We start from the raw sequence: 21,316 nt of genomic DNA, 5'->3' as shown, positions 1-21,316 counted from the left end.
GAGGGGGCGGAGCAGGCGGAGGGAGCAGAGGGAGCGGAGAGGGCAGAGCAGACAGAACAGGCGGCCGGGGAAGAGGCCGGAGAGGACAGCGGCAACGACGAAGGTGTCTCCGAGTCCGAACGGCTCCTGTTCGGGGGCCCGTTGCGCTACGACATGGGCTGGAACCAGCACCAGGGCTCCTTCCTGGCGCTGGGGCTGCGGACCATGGTCGCGCGGATGCCCCGGCTGATCGCCGCCACCATCCGGCTCGCCGACCGTGCCGACCCGCGTGCTCTGCGCCGGGTGGCGATCGCCGAGTTGGGCGGGGGAGTGGCGCAGGCGGTCGGGCTCGTGGCCGTCAACCGGGTCCTCGGCGAGCTGCTCGGCGACGGGGACACCACCGACCGACTGCGGGCCGCCGTACCGGCGTTGATCCTCGTGGCGGTCACCGCGGTTGTCGGCGCGCTGCTCCGCTCCGTGTCCACGGCCGGGACCGGGCGGCTGGAGCCCAAGGTGTTCCGGGTGGCGACCGAGGAGTACCTGGAGCGGGTGGCCCGGGTCGAGTTGGCCGCCGTCGAGGACGAGGAGTTCCACAAGCTGCTCGACTCCGCGCAGTGGGGCGCCGAGTCCGCGCGGCGCATGATCCGGTTCTGTACGTCCGTGATGACGGCGGGGATCGCGCTGGTCGCCGCCGCCGGGGTGCTGACCGTGCTGCACCCGGCCCTCCTCCCGCTCCTCGCGCTGATGACCCTGCCCAGCGCCTGGAGCGCCCTCACCATCGCCCGCAGGCGGTACGTCTCCTTCCACACCTGGGTCCAACACGCCCGCGCGGGACAGCTGTTGGGGCGGCTGCTGATCGACACGCAGGCCGCGCCCGAGGTGCGGGTGCACAACATCGGGCCGTTTCTGCTGCGCCACTTCCGGACCATGGCGGAGACGGGGGAGCGGGAACAGACCAGGCTCGCCTCGCTGGCCGCCCGTACCGGCCTGATCGCCTCCGGATGGACGGGCGTCGCGACGGCGGGCGCGTACGGCGTGCTCGGGCTGCTGCTGTGGACGGGAGCCATGGACCTGGCCGTCGCCGGTACGGCGGTCATCGCGATCCGGACCGGTTCCGCCAACCTGGAGGCGCTGGTCGTCCAGCTCAACTACCTCTACGAGGAGAGCCTGTTCGTCGCCGACCTGGAACGGCTGTGCGAGGAGGCGGATCGCAGGCTCATCCCGGAAACCGGCCGCCCACTGCCCGCCCGTATCGACGCCATCCGCTTCGAGAACGTCTCCTTCACCTACCCGGGCACGGCCACCGAGCCCGCCCTCGACGCGGTGAACGTCACCATCCCCACCGGCCGGATCATCGCGCTGGTCGGCAACAACGGCAGCGGCAAGTCGACCCTCGCCAAGCTGCTGTGCGGGCTGTACCCGCCCGACACCGGGCGCATCCTCTGGGACGGCATCGACTCGACCGAGCTCGACCGGGGCGAGCTGTTCGACCGGATCGCGGTTGTCGCCCAGGACTTCTACCGCTGGCCCTTCACGGCCCGCGTCAACATCGCCATCGGCCGCCCCGAGGCCCCGCACGACGACGCCCTCCTGCACGCCGCCGCCGAGTACGCGGGCGCCGACGAGACCATCGCCGCCCTGCCCCGAGGCTGGGACACCTTGCTCGCCCGCGGCTACAAGGGCGGCCACCAGATCTCCGGCGGCCAGTGGCAACGCCTGGGCATCGCCCGCGCCCGGCACCGCGACGCCCGCATCCTGGTCGTCGACGAACCGACCAGCGCGCTGGACGCGGAGACAGAGCAGCGAGTCTTCGACCAGATCCGCAGCCTCGCCGCGGCAGGCCAGACGATCATCCTGATCACCCACCGCCTGCACAGCGTGAGGCACGCGGACGAGATCTACGTCCTGGAACGGGGCCGGGTCGCCGAACACGGCACGTTCGAGGAGCTGTTGAGGGCGGGGGGTGAGGGGCCGGGGCTGTTCCGGCGGATGTATCTGGTGCAGTCGGAGCAGTATCGGGTGGACGGGGAGGGGTGACCGGGGCGGGCTGGGCGCCGCAGCTCTCGTGCATCCGGTCCGGCCGCTGCCTGGGCTCAATCCGAGCAGGATGGTAGCGCTGGCGATACTATCTCCACAGATACTATTGCCGACGGGAGTATCCTCATGCGCCGCTTCATCGGCCGGAACCGCGAGCTGACCGTGCTCCGCAACGCCTTGCAGGCCGTTCAGGGCGCGGTCGGATCGACCGCGCCAGGTCAGTGCATCCTCATGCGAGGCAGGCGCCGGGTCGGCAAGTCCAGCCTCGTCGAGGAGTTTCTCCGGCGTACCGAGACGCCGTACCTCTTCTTCACCGCCGCCGGTGGCACCGCTGAGGACGAGCTGACGGAGCTCCTCGATTCCGTCGCCCGGTCCACCCTGCCGGGGAGGGAACTGTTCTCCGAGGAGACCCCGACGCAGTGGAACGCGGCGTTCCGGCTGCTTGCCGACGCCCTCCCCGACGACACCCCGAGTGTGGTCGTCATCGACGAGGTGCCGTATCTCATGGACCGCATCGACGCCTTCGAGGGCATGCTGCAGCGGGCGTGGGATCGTCTGCTCAGCCGCAAGCCGGTGCTTCTCCTCCTGGTCGGCTCCGACCTGTCGATGATGGAGGCGCTGAACAGCTACGAGCGCCCCTTCCATCAGCGTGGACGGGAGATGGTCGTCGGGCCGCTCAACCCGGCCGACATCGGCGAGATGCTCGACCTGGAACCGGCAGCCGCCTTCGACGCCACCCTGATCACCGGCGGCCTCCCGCTGATCTGCGCCGAGTGGCGGCCCGGCGCGGATGTCTGGGAGTTCCTCCGTGACTCCCTCGACAACCCCATCTCTGCGCTGCTGGTGTCCGCCGAACGTTCGCTGGCCGCGGAGTTTCCCCCGCAGGCGATGAGCAGGGAGGTCCTACGGGCGATCGGCAGCGGCGAGCGCACCTTCACCAACATCGCGCGTGCCGCCGGCGGGGTCGCCCACACCACTCTCACCCGAGCCACGGACGTCCTGACCGAGAAACGGGTCGTCGCGGCCGAACTGCCCCTCTCGCTGCGGCCGTCGAAGGAACGCCGCTACCGAGTGGCCGACCCCTACCTGCGCTTCTGGCTCGCGTTTCTCGATCCCCACATGGCGGAGATCGAACGGCTGCGGGGAGACCTCACGCTGAGCCGGATCAAGGAGCGGTGGACGAGCTGGCGGGGCCGCGCGATCGAACCCGTGGTCCGCGAGTCCCTCGCCCGCCTCCTCCCCGACGGGCACCTGCCCGCCGCCCCGGCGATCGGCGGGTACTGGACCCGCAGCAACGACATCGAGATCGACCTCGTGGGCGCCGACCGGCAGCCGGTGGCCAAGCAGTTGCTCTTCCTCGGGTCCGTGAAGTGGCTGGAGAACTCCGCGTTCGACAGCCACGACCTGGCCGCGCTGCAGAAACACCGGTCGGCGATCACCGACGACCCGGTCCCGCTGGTGGCGGTCTCCCGCAACGGAATCACCTGCTCCGGCCTCCAGGCGTCGTACGGCCCTGGGGAACTACTGAGCGCCTGGCGCAGGACCTGAACGGACACCGGACCGCTGGGGCCCATCGCCGGGCCCTTCGGCCGGGCTCAACCACCGGATGTGACCAGCGGGCGCCGGGGCCCGACCGCCGGGTCCGACCCATGGGGCTCGGCGGCCTTGCTCGACCACAAGGCCTGACCGCGAGACCTGGCCACGAGGCCTTCGCCGGATGCGCCCCCGCACAGTCAGACCGCCTGCTCGACCGCCTCGAAGATGTCGGCATCGGTTTCCTGTTGCCACTCGGGCAATTCGGGCCAGTCGGCGACGTAACCCGGCTTAGGGTTCTCGAAGTGCTTGTACATCTGGGCCGTCCAGCAGGTCGCGACGAACCGGCTCTTCGTCTCGCGACTCAGACGGGCCGCGTGACCGGCACTCAACTGCAGGAACTGCTGTACCTGTTCGCACACGGCCGCTGCGGCTTCACGTTCCCACTCCGGGGTGTCCTCCCACGGAGTCACGTAACTCGCCTTGGGCTCGCCCGGGAAGTGCTTGTGCACGCCCGCGATCCAAGCCTCGCGGAAAACCCTGCCGTCCGCCATGCGGTTCCTTGTCGTCATGCGGCACCTGCGAGAGCCGCGATCCGGTGTTCCAGGTCTGAGGTTCGGTCATTCGAGGCAAGGGTGGCAAGGCGTGGCCGGAGCCCACTGAGTTTGGCTCCGATGTACCCCGAGTGCGTTTGGTCTGCGAGAGTCAGGGCGGCGTCGGCATAGTGGAGAGCTTGGTCGACGTCGCCCTGTTGGATGCCCAGGGCCGCCAGGTCGACGAGGACGGCGCCGCGTCGCCGCAGGCTGAGATCCTGGGCCAGCGCGGTAGTCAAGGCCTCTTCGGCGAGGTCTGGGCGTCCGAGTTGGAGGTAGCACGCGCCGCGTTCCTCGGCGAGCCGGGAGCCGTCGAATCGCAGCCAACCGCCGTTGTGGATCTGGCCGGACAGTGTCTGTACCCGCTCGGCCTCGTCCAGGGCACGCATGCACGAGTCGCTGTCTCCCAAGTAGGCGTATGCCTCGGCTTGGACAGCGGCTACCCAGTAACGCGTCGACAGAGTGCTGTCGCCCCGCTGGGCGACCTTGAAGGCGGCGTCCAGCAGCGGCTCGGCGGAGAAGGCCCGCTGGGTATACAGCTCGACGTAGGCGTGCCGCGTCATGGCGCAAGCCCACAGGTCGTAATTCCCAGCCCCTTGTGCAGCGTTGGCCGCGAGCGCGTAGCAGTGTGCGGCGTCCGTGTACTCATGCGCGTCGAAGAGCACTTCGCCGGCGAGCTGGTAGATATCCGCGATCAATGTGCAGATCTGTTGTCGCTCCGTGGGGCTGCGAACCTCGTCGAGGCTCCGGACCAGGACGTCGAGCTGATGCCGTACGGCCGGAAAGACGGCGCGTTTGGAATCCGAGAGCGCGTAGACCTGCCAGAGGCTGCGGTGCAACTCCCCGCCGGACTCTGCGGCAACCGCGGCTGTACATCCGAGAGGCGAGAGGTCGGCGCCCGGCAGAGCTATCTGCGCACCCGTCACGGCGAGCAGCGCCAGTACGTCGCGGCGTCTCACGTCGTCACCTGTTTTCAGGAGAGGGTCGGGGGCTGCACACGACCTTGGTGACGCAGGGACGCGGTTGAGAAGTACGTCCAGCTCAGTGGGGCGCAGCAGGAGGAGCTGCGCAATACGGGGACGTTGGTAGGGCCGTGGTGATGATGTCCCCGCCTCCCAGCGCACCACGGTGGACGTGGCGACGCCGAGCTGTTCGGCCATCTCCTCCTGAGAGTAGCCGCAGCCCGATCTCCGCTCCGCCAACGCTTCACGCCTGACCATCGTGACGATGTTCCCCTCGCACACCGCGCTTTCCGAGACCGGATCGTTCAACGCCTGGGAAACGCCCAGGTGCTGCTCGGAACACGCTCTGGGAGACGGTAACGCACCGTTGTTGACTGGTAACAGTCGCCGAGTACCACCCGTGGGCCATCCGTTCTCGGCGGCGTCCTCCGGCGCCGCGTTTGAGGCCCCCATACCCCGTTTGCTCACCGTCGCCCCCTCCGAGCCCTGGACCCCCACATGAGCACTGCCCAGAGACCCGCCCCTACAGGGCCACCCGGATACACCGAAACCATGCTTTGTGAGCCCCGGACCGCACGCCGCGCCCGTCTCCTGGTCTCGGCTGCGCTGCACACGTGGAACCTGAGCGACCTGGTGGAAACTGGCATGCTCATGGTCTCCGAGCTGGTTGGCAACTCGGTCCAGCACACCGCATGTCGCCTCATCCACGTCTCTGTCCGACGTATCGCCATCGACCGCGTACGGATCGGCGTCACCGAGAACTCCTCCCGCCTCCCGGAGATGGGCGGAGGCGAAAGCGGTCGGGAGGGTGGCCGAGGGCTGTTTCTGGTTGAAGTCATGGGCGACCGCTGGGGCTACGACCTGCACCGCCGGGGCAAGACGGTCTGGGTCGAACTGGTCGTCGAGGGCGGTGAGAAGCCAGGGCTCGCCTGAGCAACGGATCTGACCGAGGCCGAGATCTGGCGGAGCGCGGTGCTGGGGCGATGTCCCCAACCAGCTACCGCCGCCCACCATCACGAAGGGATGTATGGAGATGCACACGCTGATCGCCAGTCCACAGCAGCAGACGTATCTCGTGGCACGGCCAGGAGCGCGGCGCGGTGTCCAGTTGAAGGCCGCCCAGTACGACGAACTCGCCGCAGCTGACATCACCGGCGCTCTGGTGCCTGAGTGGCTGGTGGACGCCGCCAACAGTGCCTGGGACCTGAGGCTGGCTGGGCGGTCGATGAACGAAACAGTGATTGTCCGCGCGCGCACGCGGCTGAACTATTCGCGAGCGACATGGGAGTTGAACAAGGGATGCAATTTCAATTGCGCCATGTGCTATCTCGCGCAGCGCACTGGCTTCAATTGACCGGCGGGGAGCCAATGATCGACCGCGACTTCCTCAAGGCGTATGCCTACGCGTACGAGCGCGGGATGCTGCTGGAGATTCTGACCAACGGCAGTCGGCTGCACCGTGACGAGGTGCTCGACACTCTGACGCGGATGCCTCCGCACAAGGTCACTGTGAGTCTGTACGGGGCAAGTGAGGAGGCCGCGGATTCCCTTACCCGTACGAAGGGATCGTTCCGGCTCGTCATGAAGGGACTCGAAGCGGCCAGGGCGGCGGGTATCCCCGTGGCCATCACGCTGATCATGACCAAGCACAACGAACACGAGGCCGACTCCATGCGCGACATCGCGCGGGAGTACGCGGATCGGTTCAGCGAGTACGGGTCGATCTCCCCCACCTATGACGGACAGCCGGACCCGCTTGCCGCGCAGTCCCCTCGATTTCTCGGCGGAAACACTGTCTTCCGGGGGTGCCCCGCCGGCCACACCTTTTTCCATGTCGACCCTTTCGGGCTCGCGACGATGTGCAAGGTCGGCCGCGAAAACCCCATCGACCTCATGACGAACGGCGTCGCCGGGCTGCACGGGCTGCCCGCCCTGGCCGACGCACAAATGCTTCGCACTGGTGGCTGCTCGGGCTGCAAGCTCTCGGGAACCTGCAGGGTCTGCCGCCCGATGGCGAAGGCGTACCAGCTTGCGAAGGCACCACTGGAGAACTACTGCCAACACCGAGAAGGAGAATCAGCATGACCGCTGTTGCTGTCGAAATCGCACCACTGCCTGCCTCGAAGGTCGAACCGGTGGACTTGGTGGGCGTGACGGTCGTAGAAAACGTCGAGGAGTTGACCACGGGCGCCATCCCCGGCTGCGGTGACGACAACCCGTACCAGTAGCAACTCTCCTGGTGGTCCTGTACAGCCGTGTCGCGCTGTGCGGGGCCACCCGCCGTCTCTGTAAAAGTGCACCCATGCCGACCGATCGCATCGACTTCGCCGACCTGCCCGACGATGTCCAGGTCTCCGTACTTGCCCGCACAGGCCCGCTCCTGAGCACAGAAGCGGTGTCATCCGGCTTGAACTCCGCCCTCGCCGCCCGACTGACATCCGAACAGGGCGAGGTGTACGTAAAGGGGTTGCCCGCAGATCACCCCCGCGTGTGGACCCAGCACCGAGAGGCGGTCGTCAGTCCATACGTGAGTGACGTTTCTCCCCGCGTGCGGTGGCACCTCCAGGCCGGCGGATGGGATCTCGTCGCCTTCGACGCTCTCGACGGACGCCATGCCGACTACGCGCCGGGCTCGGACGATCTCCCGCTCGTCGCTGCGACTCTGGAACGGCTGTCGAAGCTGCGCGCGCCGGACGGCGTAGAACTCAAGGACGCCGGACACCGGTTGCGGGAGCACGCGTCTGCGGCAACCTTCCCGTACTTCACCGGAGACGCTCTCTGCCACACCGACCCGAACCCCACCAACGTCCTGGTCGGCCAAGGACGAGCGTGGTTCGTCGACTGGGCGTGGGCCACCCGAGGCGCCCCTTGGCTGGACGCCGGATACTGGGTCGTCTGGCTGATCGCCGAGGGCGGCCACACGCCAGGGAGCGCCGAGCAATGGGCTTCTCGTGTTCCTGCCTTCCGTGAGGCTCCCGAGACCGGGCTGGACGCGTTCGCGGCAGCCAACGAAAGCCTCTGGAGCGAGATCGCCGAGGAGTCACCCAACCCGTGGACCCATAACGTCCACAAGGCCGCCAAGGCGTGGGCCGCTCACCGCGTACGGACGACGTGACTTCGCGGATCCCAGTACGACGTGGCGTGCTTTTTCGACTTGGACTTGATGGGGGCGTTGCCGGACGTGCGTGTCCCGAATGCCTCGGTGGGGGACTGGCAGGCGGTCCTCGACCTTGTCGCGGAGAAGGGTTGGAGGTGCCAGTACTCCGAGGGAGAGGTGGTGCTTCCGGTGCCTCGGGCGGCGGCCGTGCTGTCCCGACCGGCGGATGCCGAGTGCCCGGACCTGCGGGTCTGGCCCACGGCCGATGTGTTGGCGATCTTCAGACCCGGAGGGCGAGTACGGCCATCCGGTGCTCGGGTTCGATGTCGAGGCTGATCGAGTCGTTGTCGTCGCAGCGCCGTCGGGCAGGTAACTGGAGCCGCCTCGCGGGGGACCGAGCCGGGGTCCGCCTCAGTCTGGACGGGTTCGGCGTCCGGCGGATCCGGATAGTAGCGCTGGCGATACTATCGCCGTCGATACTATTCCTGATGGGACCCTTAGCTAGGTCGGCGATCACCGACGAACCGGTCCCCCTGGTGCGAAGAACTGCTGGGCGCCCGGCGCAGGACCGCTGCCGGTGCGGGCCGAGCCTGCAAGCCTCGCCCCTGTCCGGACGGCTCCAGCCCGGACAGGGCCACTCACCCCCACCCCTCTACCGAAACAACTCCACCGACACATGCGCCGACAGCGCCTCCAGAAACTCGGTCGCCTCGAACGCCGCCCCCGCCGACAGCACCCCCACCTCCCGCGCCCGCCCCGTCAGTACTCGGCGTACCGCCTCCACCGCCAGTGGTGCGCTGACCGCGTAGATGTCCCGCCCGCTCGCCACCGCCCGGCGTTCCACCCCACCGGACCGTACGACGACGTCGACCACGAACGTCTGCGCGGAGCGCCCGTCCTCGTCGACCGCGACCGGTGCCGGGGTCTCCGGTGCCGCCAGGTCCCTGGCCGCGTCGGCCGCCATGTAGGACCGCACCTCGGGAATCGCCAGGTGGCTCGGGACGGTGACCACGTCGGCCATCGAGAACTCGCCGATCACCTCCCGGGCGCCCATCGGGTCCGGGAAGGTCCACTTCAGGGTCGGCAGGGCGTCGTCGTGGTACTCCAGTGCGCCCCCGCTGTAGCGGACCCGGCGGCCGTTCCTGCGGTCCCGGGAGACCGTGCCCGCGACGCGCGTCCCGGCGGTGGGGTGCCAGCTGCTCAGCCCGTACGCGACATGCGCCTCGTCCGCCGACGTCCAGTCGCCCATCGCCGCCGTGACCAGCAGGTCGCTGAGGCCGCCGAAGAACGCCATCGCCGGGACCACCACCGCGTTAGCGGCCCGCGCGCGGTCCCCGAAGTGCGTGAACGTGTCGAGGTTGGCCTCGATCTCCGCCGCCACGTCCACATACGGGATCCCGGCCCGCAGCGCCGCCTCGATCACCGGCGCCCCCGTCGCCGCGAAGGGCCCGGCGCAGTTGATCACCGCCGCCGCTCCGAGGAGGGCCTGGTCCAGCGAGCCCGGGTCGTCGACCGAGGCGGGGCGGACCTCGAGCCCCGGGTGGGACACCGCCGCCCACTCCCGCAGCCGCTCCGGGTCCCGCCCGGAGAGGACCGGGACGAACCCCTTCTCCACCAGCTCCGCCACCACGAAGCGCCCGGTGTGCCCGTACGCGCCGTACACCACAACCGTCTGACCAGGCGCCGTCTGCGCGGAAACCGTCTGCGCGGAAACCGTCTGCGCTGAAACCGTCTGCGCGGAAACCGTCTGCCCGAACTCCGTTGCCGATCCCATGACTTCTCCCCGTCTTGTTCGCATGACCACCATCCTGGCGACGCCCGCCGCCCCGCACGAGTGTCCGGAACGACATGCCCCGTACAATTACGGACATGAGCGTGAACCCGGGTACCAGGACCGTCGCCCTCGCCCTCACCGACGGCATGCTCCACTTCGAACTGGCCGTCGCCTACGAGGTGTTCGGCTCCGACCTCTCCGGTCTCCCCGGTCTGGCCTTCCCCTGGTACGACCTCGCCGTCTGCGGCCCCGCCCCCGTCCGCCTGGGCAGATTCCGACTGGAGCCCGACGCGGGCCTCGACCAACTCCCGTACGCCGAAACGGTGATCGTCCCCGGCTGGGCCGACATCGACATCGCCCCGCCCGCCGAACTGGTCGACGCCGTACGCGCGGCCCATGACGCCGGAGCCCGCATCGCCTCCCTCTGCACCGGCGCCTTCGTGCTGGCCGCCGCCGGAATCCTGGACGGTCTGCGCGCCACCACGCACTGGGCGCACACCGATGACCTGGCCGCCCGCCACCCCCTCGTCGAGGTCGACCCGGACGTGCTGTACGTCGACAACGGCAGCGTGCTCACCTCCGCCGGCAAGGCCGCCTCGATGGACCTGTGCCTGCACCTCGTACGCCTCGACCACGGCCCGGCGATCGCCAACACCGTCGCCCGCCGCCTCGTCGTACCCCCGCACCGGGCCGGCGGTCAGGCGCAGTTCGTCACCGCGCCGGTGCCCGTCCAGGACGACCATCCGCTCGCCGAGCTGCTGCCGTGGGCGATCGAACGGCTCGACCGCGCGCTGACCGTGGAGGACCTGGCCCGCCGGGCGAACATGAGCTCGCGCCACCTCGGTCGCCAGTTCCGGACCGTCACGGGTACGACCCCGCTGCAGTGGCTGCTGAACCAGCGGATCCGGCGCGCCCAGGAGCTGCTGGAGGCCACCGGCGACAGCGTCGACGCCATCGCGGAGGCCGTCGGCATGGGCACGGCGACCACCCTGCGCCGCCACTTCTCCCGCACGGTCGGTGTCCCGCCGGACACCTATCGCCGTACGTTCCGCAGCGCACGGTCCCTGACCCGCTGACGAGCGGCCGATGTCTGTGCGAATCCTTGACGTGTCCCTGCCCTAGTGGGTTTATGGGAGCGCTCCCATATTTCTGCTGATGCTGAAGTTTCTTGGCGCCCACTCCCTGGAGTCGCAGTGAGAACTACGAGAAGCACAACGAGAAGCACAAAGAAAAGCACCACGCGAAAGAGCCCGCTGGCCGTCCTGCTGACCGCCCTGGCCACCCTCCTCGGCCTGCTGGCGCTCGCCCCGACCCCCACCCAGGCGCAGGCCGCACCGACCGGCGCCCTCGCCACCGGCCTGCACATCTCGGGCGGCCGTCTCCTCGAAGGCAACGGCAACGACTTCGTGATGCGGGGCGTCAACCACGCCCACACCTGGTACCCGACGCAGACCCAATCCCTCAGGGACGTCAAGGCGTTGGGCTCCAACACGGTCCGCGTCGTCCTCGCCGACGGGCATCGCTGGACCAAGAACAGTGCCGACGACGTGGCCGCCGTCATCGCCCAGTGCAAGGCCAACCGGCTGATCTGCGTGCTCGAGGTGCACGACACCACCGGCTACGGCGAGGAGGCCGCCGCCGGGACGCTCGACCAGGCGGCCGACTACTGGATCGGCCTCAAGAGCGTGCTCGAGGGCCAGGAGAACTACGTCATCATCAACATCGGCAACGAGCCCTGGGGCAACACCGATCCGGCCGGCTGGACCGCCCCCACCATCGCCGCCGTGCAGAAGCTGCGTGCCGCAGGCTTCCAGCACACGATCATGGTGGACGCGCCCAACTGGGGCCAGGACTGGCAGGGCGTCATGCGCGCCAACGCCCAGACCGTGTACAACGCGGACACCACCGGCAACCTGATCTTCTCGATCCACATGTACAGCGTCTTCGACACGGCGGCGGAGATCACGGACTATCTCAACGCCTTCGTCACGGCCAAACTCCCCATCCTCATCGGTGAGTTCGGCGGGCCGGCCGACCAGTGGGGCGACCCCGACGAGGACACCATGATGGCGACCGCCCAGCAGCTGAAACTGGGCTATCTGGCCTGGTCGTGGAGCGGCAACACGGACCCGATCCTCGACCTGTCGATCGGCTTCGACCCGAAGCAGCTCAGCGCCTGGGGCCAGCGCATCTTCAACGGGGCCAACGGCATCGCGCAGACCTCCAAGGAGGCCACGATCTACGGCGGCGGCACGGGCACCGACACGCAGGCCCCGACGGCTCCCGGCGCCCCGGCCGCTTCCGGGACCACCGCCACGTCGACCACCCTGACCTGGACCGCGTCCACTGACAACGTTGGCGTCGCCGGCTACGACGTCGTCCGCGTCAACGGCACCACGGAGACGACGGCCGCCGCCTCCACCACCAACACGGTCACGGTGACCGGCCTGACCGGGTCCACCGCGTACACCTTCGCCGTGTACGCACGGGACGCGGCCGGCAACCGCTCGCCCCGCTCGGCCACGGTGAACGTGACCACGTCCCCGGGCGGCGGCACCCCGGGCGTCAGCTGCTCGGTCGCCTACCGGGTCGTCGGCGAATGGCAGGGCGGATTCCAGGGCGACATCACCCTGCGCAACACGGGCACGGCCGCCCTCACCAACTGGAAGCTGGGCTTCGCCTTCGCGGGCGGCCAGACGATCAGCAACATGTGGGGCGGTACGCCGACGCAGACCGGCGCCAACGTGAGCGTCGTACCCGCCTCCTACACGGCCACGATCCCGGCGGCGGGCTCGGTCACGGTCGGCTTCATCGGGGCGAAGGGGGCGACGAACCCGGCGCCGACCACCTTCACCCTCAACGGCACGGCCTGCACGACCAGTTGATCCCCATCAACTGCCGTAGGGCGGCGTTCCGTTGCCGGAACGCCGCCCCACGACTTGCTGGTTACCGGTTCCGTCAGCCCTGGCGGGCCGTGCCGTTGACGATGAGCTCGGACATGTCCATGTAGAGACAGCCCGACGAGCCGCTGTCCTGCGCGCAGTCCACGCCGTTGTCGACGGCCTGGTTGCCCAGCATCGTCACACGGACGTACCGGACGTTCTGCCCGGTGCCCGTGTTGAGGGCCACGACGTTCTCCCGGCCGGTGTCGGCGGGAGAGAAGTGGCCCTCGGCGGCGGTGGCCCAGGTGGTGCCGTCCGGGGACGTCTCGATCCGGTAGTCGCCGAGGGACGCCGTCAGGTCGTCCCCGCAGCCCGACGTCGGGTCGACGCGCAGCTCACTGACGTCCACGGCCACGGGCAGCCGTACGGTGTTGTGGACCGGGTCGACCCCGGTGCCGTTGGTGCCGCCATTGGCCTCCGAACCCCAGACGGAGCCCCCCATGTCGATCAGGCCGGCGGGTCCGCAGCCGAAGTCGCTGTAGTCGGCGCCGCTGAACTCCGCGATCTCGGCGCCGCCGGAGGAGGCCGACCAGTTCCGGCGCAACGCCCAGTCGGCGGTGGCGGAGGCGACGGTGACCGTACGGATCTGCGGCTCGTAACCGCCGCCGCTCGCGTACACCTTCCGGTACGTGCCCTCGGGGACGTTCCGGATCGCGTACGTGCCGTCCGCCGCGCTCACGGCGGAGAGGTCGGCGCCGGGGAAGCCGGAGGCGTGGCCGCTGATGCTGACGGTGACCCCGCCGACCGGGTTGCCGGACAGCGTGTCGGTGACCTTGCCGGTGAGCGTGGCCAGCGGGGTGTCCGGGCCGGGCGGCAGCGAGAAGTCCTCGTCGGGCCGTACGTCGTCACCCGTGAGGGCGGCGGCGTACCAGCCCATGCCCCGGTGGGCGAAGACCTTCCAGATGCGGTCGTGGGCACGCCCGCCGTTGACCACGGTGTCGGCCTGCAGAATGGCGTTCCGCTGGTCGAGGAAGGACGGGTTGACGGGCGACAGCTCCATCGCGCGGGTCACCAGCGACTCGGTGAGCCGGCTGCCGAGGGTGTTGCGCAGGTCCCAGAGCGTCTGGCCCCAGATCTCGCCGTCGGCGTGCACCTCGGGACCGCCGCGGGAGGAGATCTTCCCGTAGTCGCCGTAGGTGTACCCGCCCGGACCCGCGGCGTCGGTTCCCTGGCACTTGGCCGACGTGGCGCCGACCGGGCAGTCCATCGACTGGGTGCGCGCGGGCAGTTCGTCGCTCCAGCCCGGGGCGTCGAGGTTCACGTCGCCGTCGACGCGCCGGTTGTCCTTCAGCAGGCCCTCGTTGTTGAGGAAGTCGAGGGCGTACCAGTCGCTCCACGCCTCGCCCATGGCCCCCGACTGCTGGCTGTTGAGGGCGGGGACGCCGTCGGCGTCGGTGATGAGGCGGTGGGACAGGCCGTGGGTGTACTCGTGGTAGACGGTGGCGGCGTCGTCGCCGAAGTTGCCCTGCAGGACGTTGAAGCCCGGTATGGACCCGGTCAGGTACATCTGCATCGTGGGCGCCTGGCCGTCCGGCGGCGTACCCATGTTGGCGTTGTTCAGGTGGTCGCCGTCGGGCAGGCCGTCCTTGATGGCCGCGCCGTCGTCGGTCTGCGCCTGCACGGCGTCGCCGTCCCGGCTGTCGAAGTTGCCGGCGGCCCGGGTGAAGCCGATCGGGCCGGCTTCCAGATGGTCGTGGAAGGTGCCGAGGAAGTAGAAGACCTGCGCGGCGTTCTGCTCGCGGTTGGTCTGCCAGGAGTTCGGCGTCTTCTGGTCCCACGAGCAGGGCAGCGGTGTGCCGCAGCCGTCGCCGGTGAACGGCTTGAAGGGGAAGGAGAACGTCCCGTCGGCCGCAGGGGTGATCTCCTCGCCCGGGTCCACCTTGTCGTTGTCGTTGACGTCGCTGAAGACGTGCCCGACCGATCCGTTGAGGGTCTGGGCGCCCTGGGGGAGCCAGCCACGGGCGGTCAGATGGCGGGTGTGCTGCTTGCCACCGGACCGGGCACCCGGGTACTGGTCCCAGACCAGCACCTTGCCGGTACGCAGGAGGGGGCCGGTGGACTGTTTTACGTTTACGGGCTTGCCGGAGGTGAGCGACGCGGCAGGCGCGGCAGGCCGCGCGTCGGAAGAGAGGTCGGACGACAGGTTCTGTCGGTACAGCACTCGTCCGGTCGCCGCGTCGACGACGTGCAGCCACATGCCCTGGCCGTCGGGCACGGTGACCGTCCGCCACGCCCGCCGGGCCACGCCGCCCGGCTCCGTGTACACCACCTGCTTGGCGGTGTCCGAGGCGCCGAGGGTGACGTCCCCGGCGCCCGCGATGTCACGAAGGGCGTTGCGCCGGGCCTGCGTTCCGCTGACCTTGGCCGGCGCCAGCGTGGACGGCAGCCCCCGTACCGGGGAGCCCAGCACGCTGATCAGCCGTCCGTCGCGGGCGACGTTGGCCTTGACGCCGTTGCCGAACACCGGGACACCTTCGACCGACTGGACGAACGACAGGTGACGGGTGCCGGCGACATCGGTGTACTGCTTGCGCAGGGTCAGGTCCTGGACCTGAGCGGCGGAGAGCCCGAACACATCGGGATGCGCCCGCAGGTAGTTCCGGGCGATGTCCTCCGGGTTGGCGCCACTGGCTGACGTCAAGTACCCGTCGAGCCGGGCAACTTGTCGTGCGGTACCGGTGTCCGGGTCCAGCTCGAGGACACCCTGCGTCCCGAGCTGCTTGCGCAACTGCCGTACGCCGGGCCGCTGTTCGGCCTTCGTGAGCCGGGCGTCGCTCCGTGCGAGCGACTGCTGCGAGGGTATGACCGGCGGACCGTCGGCCGCCGGTGAGCCGATGTGCGCGTCCGAGTCGGCCGCGGGGCGGCCCACCGGATCGCCGGGGGCCGCGCTCGCGCCGCCCGGCAGCAGAGCGACGGCCAGCGAGAGGCCGGCCGTCGCGGTGAGTATGGACGCGCGTGTTCTGCGTGAGAAGGGGGCTTTCGCCATGCTGCGCCTCGTGGGGGGTGAGGTTTCAACGACCGCGTGTGGCAGCCGAGTTGTAGATCACCAACCTCGCAGCAAAGCCCGCACATCAGGAAGTCCGGAAGTCCAGATTTCACAGGAGTCTCACAGTCCTCAGGGGTTGCGCCCCGTTCGCACGGGAAGTCGAGGAGGCTTGTCCGGAGCACAGCCCTGCGGGGAAGATCATCGATCGTGCGCCACGATGAACTCAACGCTCCTGAACGGCGGTTGTGGGAAGCCTTTTCCCAGGGCCGCCCCGTCGACGTTCGCGACGGCACGGTACCGGCGGCAACGGCAACGGCAACGGCAACGGCAGCGGCAGCGGCAGCGGCAGCAGCGGAGGAGGAGGCGGTCCGGGCCGAAGTCCTGGCCGCGCTGCTGCTCGGCGCCGGCCCCGAACACACGCCGGGCGACCGCCCCGCGCTACGCCTGACAGGCGCGCGGGTCACAGGACGCCTGGATCTCCGGTTCACCGAGATCTCCGTACCCGTCGTCCTGTCCGACTGCAGCTTCGACGCGGCGCCCGATCTACGGGGTGCCGGGACCCGGGAGCTGGTCCTGACCGGCTGCCACCTGCCCGGACTCGTCGCCGACACGGCGCGGATCGACGGCCGGCTGGTTCTCGCCGGCTGTCGCCTGACGGGGCCTCTCATCCTCACCCGCACCGAGATCCACGGTGATCTGGACCTCCGGGACACGGTGATCGTGTCCCCCGGCGTCGAGGCGATCTCCGCCGTCCACCTCGCGGTGGGCGGCGACGCGCTGTGCACCAACCTGGCGGTCGACGGAGGGTTCCGGCTCTCCGGGGCGAGCATCGACGGCGAGTTCGACCTCGAGGGCGTCGCGCTGCGCAACCCCGGGGGCCACGCCCTGGACGCGTACCACGTCCGGGTCACCGAGGACTTCACCTTCCACCCCGGATTCAGCGCCGAGGGCCGGATCATCCTCTCCGGCGCCACGGTCGGGGCGGGCATCGGCTTCTGCGGTGCCCGGCTGGGCAACGCGGGCGACATCGCCCTGGAGGCGGTCGATGTCACGGTCGGCCGTAACCTCGACCTCGGCCGCGGCTTGACCGTCGAGGGCGGCATCACCCTCGACGGCACGCGTATCGGTACGGAACTCAGCTTCCGCGACGCCACGTTGACCCACCCCGACGGCATCGCCCTCTCCCTGCGCGCGACCCGGGCCAGGGAGACCGACCTGCGCACCCGGCAGCGGATCGACGGCACGGTGGACGCGCGCAACGCCCACCTGGGCACGCTGTACGACGCCCCGGACACCTGGCCCGCCGACCTGAGGCTGGCCGAGACGACGTACGACGCCCTCGCGTCTCCCCTCCCGGCGGCGGAGCGGGTCCGCTGGATCCGGCGCGCCGGTGACGGCTACCTTCCGCAGCCGTACGAGCAACTCGCGGCGGCCTACCGCAGACTCGGGCACGAGGACGAAGCGCGTACGGTACTGCTCGCCAAGCAGCGCCACCGCCGCACCACCCTCGCCCCGCAGGTCCGCGCCTGGGGCCACATCCAGGACGCCGCCGTCGGCTACGGCTACCGCCCGCTCCGCGCCGGACTCTGGCTGCTGGCACTGCTCGTCTGCGGCGCGCTGTACTTCGGCCTGCATCCGCCGGCCCCGCTCGACGCGGGCAAGGCGCCACAGTTCAACGCCGTCTTCTACACACTCGATCTGCTGGTGCCGATCTTCACCTTCGGCCAGGAGGGCGCCTACGCCCCACGGGACACCGCCCAGTGGCTGGCCTACGGCCTGATCGCGGCGGGCTGGATCCTGGCCACCACGGTCACCGCCGGCATCTCCCGCGCGATCAGCCGACAGTGAGCCGTCCTCGGTGCTCTCGGGCGGTTGCCGATGCTGATGCCACGGGCCATGAGCCCACATCCTGAGTGCGCGGTCTCACCCCGCTGACCAGGGATGTGAGTTCGCCGCAATCCAAGTCCTCACGGGGTCTAACAGGTCCGAAACCGGCCGCTGCGGCGATGGGACTAGCTTCGGGACATGAGGGTGTGGACGCCATTACGGCGACTGGTCGTCAGACTCGGCAGACCCGGCGCAGTCGGCGCAGACGGCAAGCGCGTTGTCGGGAGGGACCCTTCCGGGGGCGTTTCCGGGGGCGTTTCCGGGGACGTTTCCGGGGGTGCTGGGGGTACGGCCGGGGATACGGGGAGTGCGTCAGATGAGGTGATCGCCGGGGGTGAGGTGATCGCAGGAGGTGAGGCGAGTGCCGGGGCGTCGCGTCGCCACCGCGGCCCCGCGGCTCCTCCCCGCCGCCCGTTGCCCGGCTGGCGCACCATCAGGGGCCGGGTGGCGGTGGTCATCACCGTCCCGATCTGTCTGCTGCTGACGGTGGCCGGGCTGGCCGTATACGGCCGCGCGGAGGCCGTGGGTGACGCCCGCACGACCCGCGCCGAGGTCGGCCTCAGTCTGCGCGTCCAGGCGCTGGTGCATCAGCTGCAACGCGAACGCGGCCTGACGAACGGCCTGTTGGGCGGCGAAGAGGGATACCGCACACAACTCGCCACGACTCGCAAGCGCGTCGACACGGCACTGCGGGCGATGCGCTCCGAGCGCGACGTAGAGGCTGTCGTGCAGCGGGACCTTCGCCGCCTGACCGCCATCCGCACGGCCGCCGACCGGAACGCCGGCGAAAAGAGCACCACGGCCCGCGCCGCCGACCGCACGGCCACCCTCACCTTCTACACCACCGCCGTCGACGCCCTGAACGCCGTCGACCCGGTGGCGGACACCGCGACACGCGACGACCGCCAACTGCGCGACGGACTCGCCGCGTTGCGGGAACTGGCGGCGGCGAAGGAGTCCGTCGCCCTCGAACGTGGCCTGCTCAACGGCGTGTTCGCCGACGGCGCCTTCCACAACCGCGAGTACCTGACCTTCACCGAGGTGCGCGCCACCCGCGTAGCCGCCCTCACCCGCTTCCGGCAGGTCGCCACGGTACCCCAACTCACGGCTCTCACCCGTGCGTTCGCCACGAAGGACGCCACCCGCGCCACCGCCTACGAGAGCAGGGCGGAAGCCGCCGCCGACGGCTCCGCACTCCGCGCCGACGCCGCCACCTGGTGGGACGCGATGACCGTACTCGTGGACGACCTGTACGCCGTCCAGCAGACGGTCGGCGACGACGTACGGGACCGGTCCGACCAGCTCAGTCACGACGCCGAACTGGCCCTGGCCGCCTACCTCTTCGCGGGCGCGCTGATGGCGACCCTGGTCGCCGCCCTCGCCGCCTTCGCCTCGCGCTCCCTCACCCGCCCCCTCCGCGCACTCGCCGAGGCCGCCCACGACGTGGCCCGGAACCGACTCCCGGCGACCGTCGCCCGTATCCAACAGTCCCCGCGAGACCAGGTGGAGTTCCCCGAGGCGCAGACGCAACCACTGGGCGGCGCGGCCGAGATCGCCGAAGTCGCCGATTCCCTGCGTCAGGTGGAACAGACGGCCGTCCAACTGGCCGCCGAGCAGGCCGGGTTGCGCCGCAACACCACCGAATCGCTCGCCAACCTCGGCCGCCGCAACCAGAATCTCGTACGCCGTCAGCTCAGCCTCATCACCCGTCTGGAACGGCAGGAACTCGACCCGGACGCCCTCGCCGAGCTCTTCGAACTCGACCACCTGGCCACCCGGATGCGGCGCAACGCCGAGAGCCTGCTGGTCCTGGCCGGACAGAATCCGCCCCGGCCCACGGCGGCGCCCGCCGACGGTCTGGAGGTCGTCCAGTCCGCCGTGGCCGAGGTGGAGCAGTACCGCAGGGTGCTGATCGCGGTGGTGGAGCCGGTGCGCGTACGCGGCCACGCCGTCGCCGATGTCGCCCACCTCCTCGCCGAACTCCTGGAGAACGGGCTGACGTTCTCGCCCCCGACCGAACGGGTCGAGGTGCACGGCTGGTACGACACCGAGGACGACACGTACAGCTTCGCCGTCGTCGATCACGGCGTCGGCATGTCGCCGGCCGACAAGGAACGCGCGGAGGCCCGCCTCTCCGGTTCCGGCGAGGACGCGTTCCTCGCCGCGCCGACCCGCTTCCTGGGCCACCTCGTCGTCGGCCGGCTCGCGCAGCGCCTCGGCGAGGGCGCGAAGGTCCACCTCTTCGACACCCCGGGCGGCGGCCTGTCGGCCCTCCTGGTCCTACCCGGCCGCCTGCTGGCCCCGACGCACCCTCCGCAGCCCCTCTCCACCACACCCACACCCACACCCACCACCCCACCCGCTCCCGCTGTCTCCGCCCTGCTCAACGGTTTCCGGGCAGGTGTTGCCCGCGCCGAGGCCCGAAGCACACCTCGAAGCACACCCCGAAGCACCCAAGGAGCGCCATCGTGACCACCGCCGTCCAGAGTTTCGGCTGGCTCGTCTCGGAGTTCGTACGCACCGCCGACGGCGTCACCGACGCCGTCGCCGTCTCGTCCGACGGCCTGCTCATGGCCGCCTCCGACAACCTCGGCCGAGACCGCGCCGACCACCTCGCCGCCGTTGTCTCCGGCATCACCAGCCTCGCCCAGAACGCGGCGACGACACACGGCTTCCGAGGCATGAAACTCGTCATGATCGAAATGCTCGGCGGCTTCCTCATGGTCGGCCGCATCCGCGACGGCAGCTGCCTGGGCGTCCTCGCCACAGAGGGCTGCGACGTAGGCCTGGTCGGCTACGAAATGGCCGTACTGGCCGACCGAGCGGGCGAACTCCTCACTCCACAACTGGTACGGGAGCTGAATTCGGCGCCGCTGGGGGCGGGTTAGCCGCGCAGCACTGCAAGGGGGGGAGGCGTAAGGGCAGAGGCTGTGTACGGGAGAGCAATCGCCTTTGTCCTTGCGGGCGTTGTTCGGTGACATTGCCGTTTCGTGACAACTTCTTCGACCGCCGGCCCGTCTCACTCCTCGAATTGACGCGAAACAGAGGAGCCTTTGATGAGATCCCCCATCCGACGCCGTGCCCTCCACCTCGCCGGTGTGGCCGTCGCCGCGCTGGCAACCACCGTCGCGACCGCTCTCCCGGCCCACGCCATCAACCGGGTGGACTGCGGCACCTACGGTGAGTTCCTCTACTTCGAGACCGACGGCGTCGATCCCTGCTTCGCCAACGCCGGCACCATCGACGTCGCCATTTACGGCGTGGGATGGATGAACACCGGCAACAACGAGGTCAGCATCAAGTACCGCACGGTCCTGGGCGGCCCGCAGTGGGACTCGGGCCGACTCCCCAAGTACATGGCCTTCGACTTCGGCCGCGCGTCCGGTGCCCCCAGCGGCAAGGTCCACAAGATCGAGCAGATCACCATCTACTGTGGGCGCTCACGGAATGTTCCCGGGGTCGGCTCATGTAATGGGACCGACCCCGGTCTGTTGAGTGGGTCTACTTCGTGGTGGCCGTCGCCTTG

Annotated in this window: 17 protein-coding genes and 2 pseudogenes; 14 read left to right on the top strand and 5 right to left on the bottom strand. The window is 69.7% G+C overall.

The window, feature by feature from the left end; all coding sequences use genetic code 11:
- The first annotated feature begins 153 nt into the window (after positions 1-153).
- Positions 154-2,016 carry an ABC transporter ATP-binding protein gene (locus ABZ855_RS41435; protein WP_360816934.1) on the top strand — a complete coding sequence of 621 codons (1,863 nt, stop codon included), beginning with the start codon at positions 154-156 and terminating at the stop codon, positions 2,014-2,016.
- 126 nt (positions 2,017-2,142) lie between these two features.
- Positions 2,143-3,564, top strand: coding sequence for an ATP-binding protein (locus ABZ855_RS41430; protein ID WP_360816825.1), 1,422 nt, complete (start codon positions 2,143-2,145; stop codon positions 3,562-3,564).
- Between the two features lie 185 nt (positions 3,565-3,749).
- Here the strand turns inward: ABZ855_RS41430 and ABZ855_RS41425 are convergent, their stop codons facing one another.
- From ABZ855_RS41425 to ABZ855_RS41415, 3 genes and pseudogenes are all read right to left on the bottom strand, one after another.
- Positions 3,750-4,103, bottom strand: coding sequence for a hypothetical protein (locus ABZ855_RS41425; protein WP_360816822.1), 354 nt, complete (start codon positions 4,101-4,103; stop codon positions 3,750-3,752).
- Between the two features lie 14 nt (positions 4,104-4,117).
- Positions 4,118-5,101 (bottom strand): transcriptional regulator, encoded by a 984-nt coding sequence (locus ABZ855_RS41420; protein WP_360816931.1) that lies wholly within the window; start codon positions 5,099-5,101, stop codon positions 4,118-4,120.
- Between the two features lie 141 nt (positions 5,102-5,242).
- Positions 5,243-5,362 (bottom strand): annotated as a pseudogene (locus ABZ855_RS41415) (helix-turn-helix transcriptional regulator); the annotation flags it as partial.
- Between the two features lie 294 nt (positions 5,363-5,656).
- Here ABZ855_RS41415 and ABZ855_RS41410 point away from each other — a divergent pair.
- From ABZ855_RS41410 to ABZ855_RS41385, 6 genes and pseudogenes are all read left to right on the top strand, one after another.
- The gene (locus ABZ855_RS41410; RefSeq protein WP_360816819.1) at positions 5,657-6,037 is read left to right on the top strand and encodes an ATP-binding protein; all 381 of its coding nucleotides are present in this window, start codon (positions 5,657-5,659) and stop codon (positions 6,035-6,037) included.
- Between the two features lie 100 nt (positions 6,038-6,137).
- Positions 6,138-6,458 carry a hypothetical protein gene (locus ABZ855_RS41405; protein ID WP_360816816.1) on the top strand — a complete coding sequence of 107 codons (321 nt, stop codon included), beginning with the start codon at positions 6,138-6,140 and terminating at the stop codon, positions 6,456-6,458.
- On the top strand, positions 6,404-7,189 hold the full coding sequence (locus ABZ855_RS41400; protein ID WP_360816813.1) for a radical SAM protein: 786 nt from the start codon (positions 6,404-6,406) through the stop codon (positions 7,187-7,189). Before ABZ855_RS41405 ends, ABZ855_RS41400 begins: the two co-directional genes overlap by 55 nt.
- On the top strand, positions 7,186-7,332 hold the full coding sequence (locus ABZ855_RS41395; RefSeq protein WP_360816810.1) for a hypothetical protein: 147 nt from the start codon (positions 7,186-7,188) through the stop codon (positions 7,330-7,332). Before ABZ855_RS41400 ends, ABZ855_RS41395 begins: the two co-directional genes overlap by 4 nt.
- A 74-nt stretch (positions 7,333-7,406) precedes the next feature.
- On the top strand, positions 7,407-8,219 hold the full coding sequence (locus ABZ855_RS41390; protein WP_360816807.1) for an aminoglycoside phosphotransferase: 813 nt from the start codon (positions 7,407-7,409) through the stop codon (positions 8,217-8,219).
- A gap of 48 nt (positions 8,220-8,267) precedes the next feature.
- Positions 8,268-8,574: pseudogene (locus tag ABZ855_RS41385) on the top strand (hypothetical protein).
- A 279-nt stretch (positions 8,575-8,853) separates the two neighbouring features.
- On the opposite strand, the gene ABZ855_RS41380 reads toward ABZ855_RS41385, so the two are convergent.
- Positions 8,854-9,975, bottom strand: coding sequence for a saccharopine dehydrogenase NADP-binding domain-containing protein (locus tag ABZ855_RS41380; RefSeq protein WP_360816804.1), 1,122 nt, complete (start codon positions 9,973-9,975; stop codon positions 8,854-8,856).
- 95 nt (positions 9,976-10,070) lie between these two features.
- Between ABZ855_RS41380 and ABZ855_RS41375 the strand changes: the two genes are divergently transcribed.
- Both ABZ855_RS41375 and ABZ855_RS41370 read left to right on the top strand, forming a co-directional pair.
- Positions 10,071-11,051, top strand: coding sequence for a helix-turn-helix domain-containing protein (locus tag ABZ855_RS41375; protein ID WP_360816802.1), 981 nt, complete (start codon positions 10,071-10,073; stop codon positions 11,049-11,051).
- Between the two features lie 117 nt (positions 11,052-11,168).
- The gene (locus ABZ855_RS41370; RefSeq protein ID WP_360816799.1) at positions 11,169-12,860 is read left to right on the top strand and encodes a cellulase family glycosylhydrolase; all 1,692 of its coding nucleotides are present in this window, start codon (positions 11,169-11,171) and stop codon (positions 12,858-12,860) included.
- Positions 12,861-12,933: 73 nt separating this feature from the next.
- Here the strand turns inward: ABZ855_RS41370 and ABZ855_RS41365 are convergent, their stop codons facing one another.
- Positions 12,934-15,903 (bottom strand): M36 family metallopeptidase, encoded by a 2,970-nt coding sequence (locus tag ABZ855_RS41365; RefSeq protein ID WP_360816796.1) that lies wholly within the window; start codon positions 15,901-15,903, stop codon positions 12,934-12,936.
- A gap of 207 nt (positions 15,904-16,110) precedes the next feature.
- On the opposite strand from ABZ855_RS41365, the gene ABZ855_RS41360 reads away from it, so the two are divergent.
- The 4 genes from ABZ855_RS41360 to ABZ855_RS41345 form a co-directional block, all read left to right on the top strand.
- Positions 16,111-17,751, top strand: a complete 1,641-nt coding sequence (locus tag ABZ855_RS41360; RefSeq protein ID WP_360816793.1) for an oxidoreductase — start codon at positions 16,111-16,113, stop codon at positions 17,749-17,751.
- A 483-nt stretch (positions 17,752-18,234) separates the two neighbouring features.
- Positions 18,235-20,262 (top strand): nitrate- and nitrite sensing domain-containing protein, encoded by a 2,028-nt coding sequence (locus ABZ855_RS41355; protein WP_360816789.1) that lies wholly within the window; start codon positions 18,235-18,237, stop codon positions 20,260-20,262.
- Positions 20,259-20,678 carry a roadblock/LC7 domain-containing protein gene (locus tag ABZ855_RS41350; protein WP_360816786.1) on the top strand — a complete coding sequence of 140 codons (420 nt, stop codon included), beginning with the start codon at positions 20,259-20,261 and terminating at the stop codon, positions 20,676-20,678. Before ABZ855_RS41355 ends, ABZ855_RS41350 begins: the two co-directional genes overlap by 4 nt.
- Before the next feature lie 168 nt (positions 20,679-20,846).
- Positions 20,847-21,316, top strand: a 470-nt coding sequence (locus tag ABZ855_RS41345) for a beta/gamma crystallin domain-containing protein (RefSeq protein WP_360816783.1), incomplete at its 3' end; no start/stop codon positions are given.

Source organism: Streptomyces sp. NPDC047042 (genome assembly GCF_040644035.1).
Classification (GTDB): Bacteria; Actinomycetota; Actinomycetes; order Streptomycetales; family Streptomycetaceae; genus Streptomyces.
This window is presented reverse-complemented; position numbering and strand designations above follow the sequence as displayed.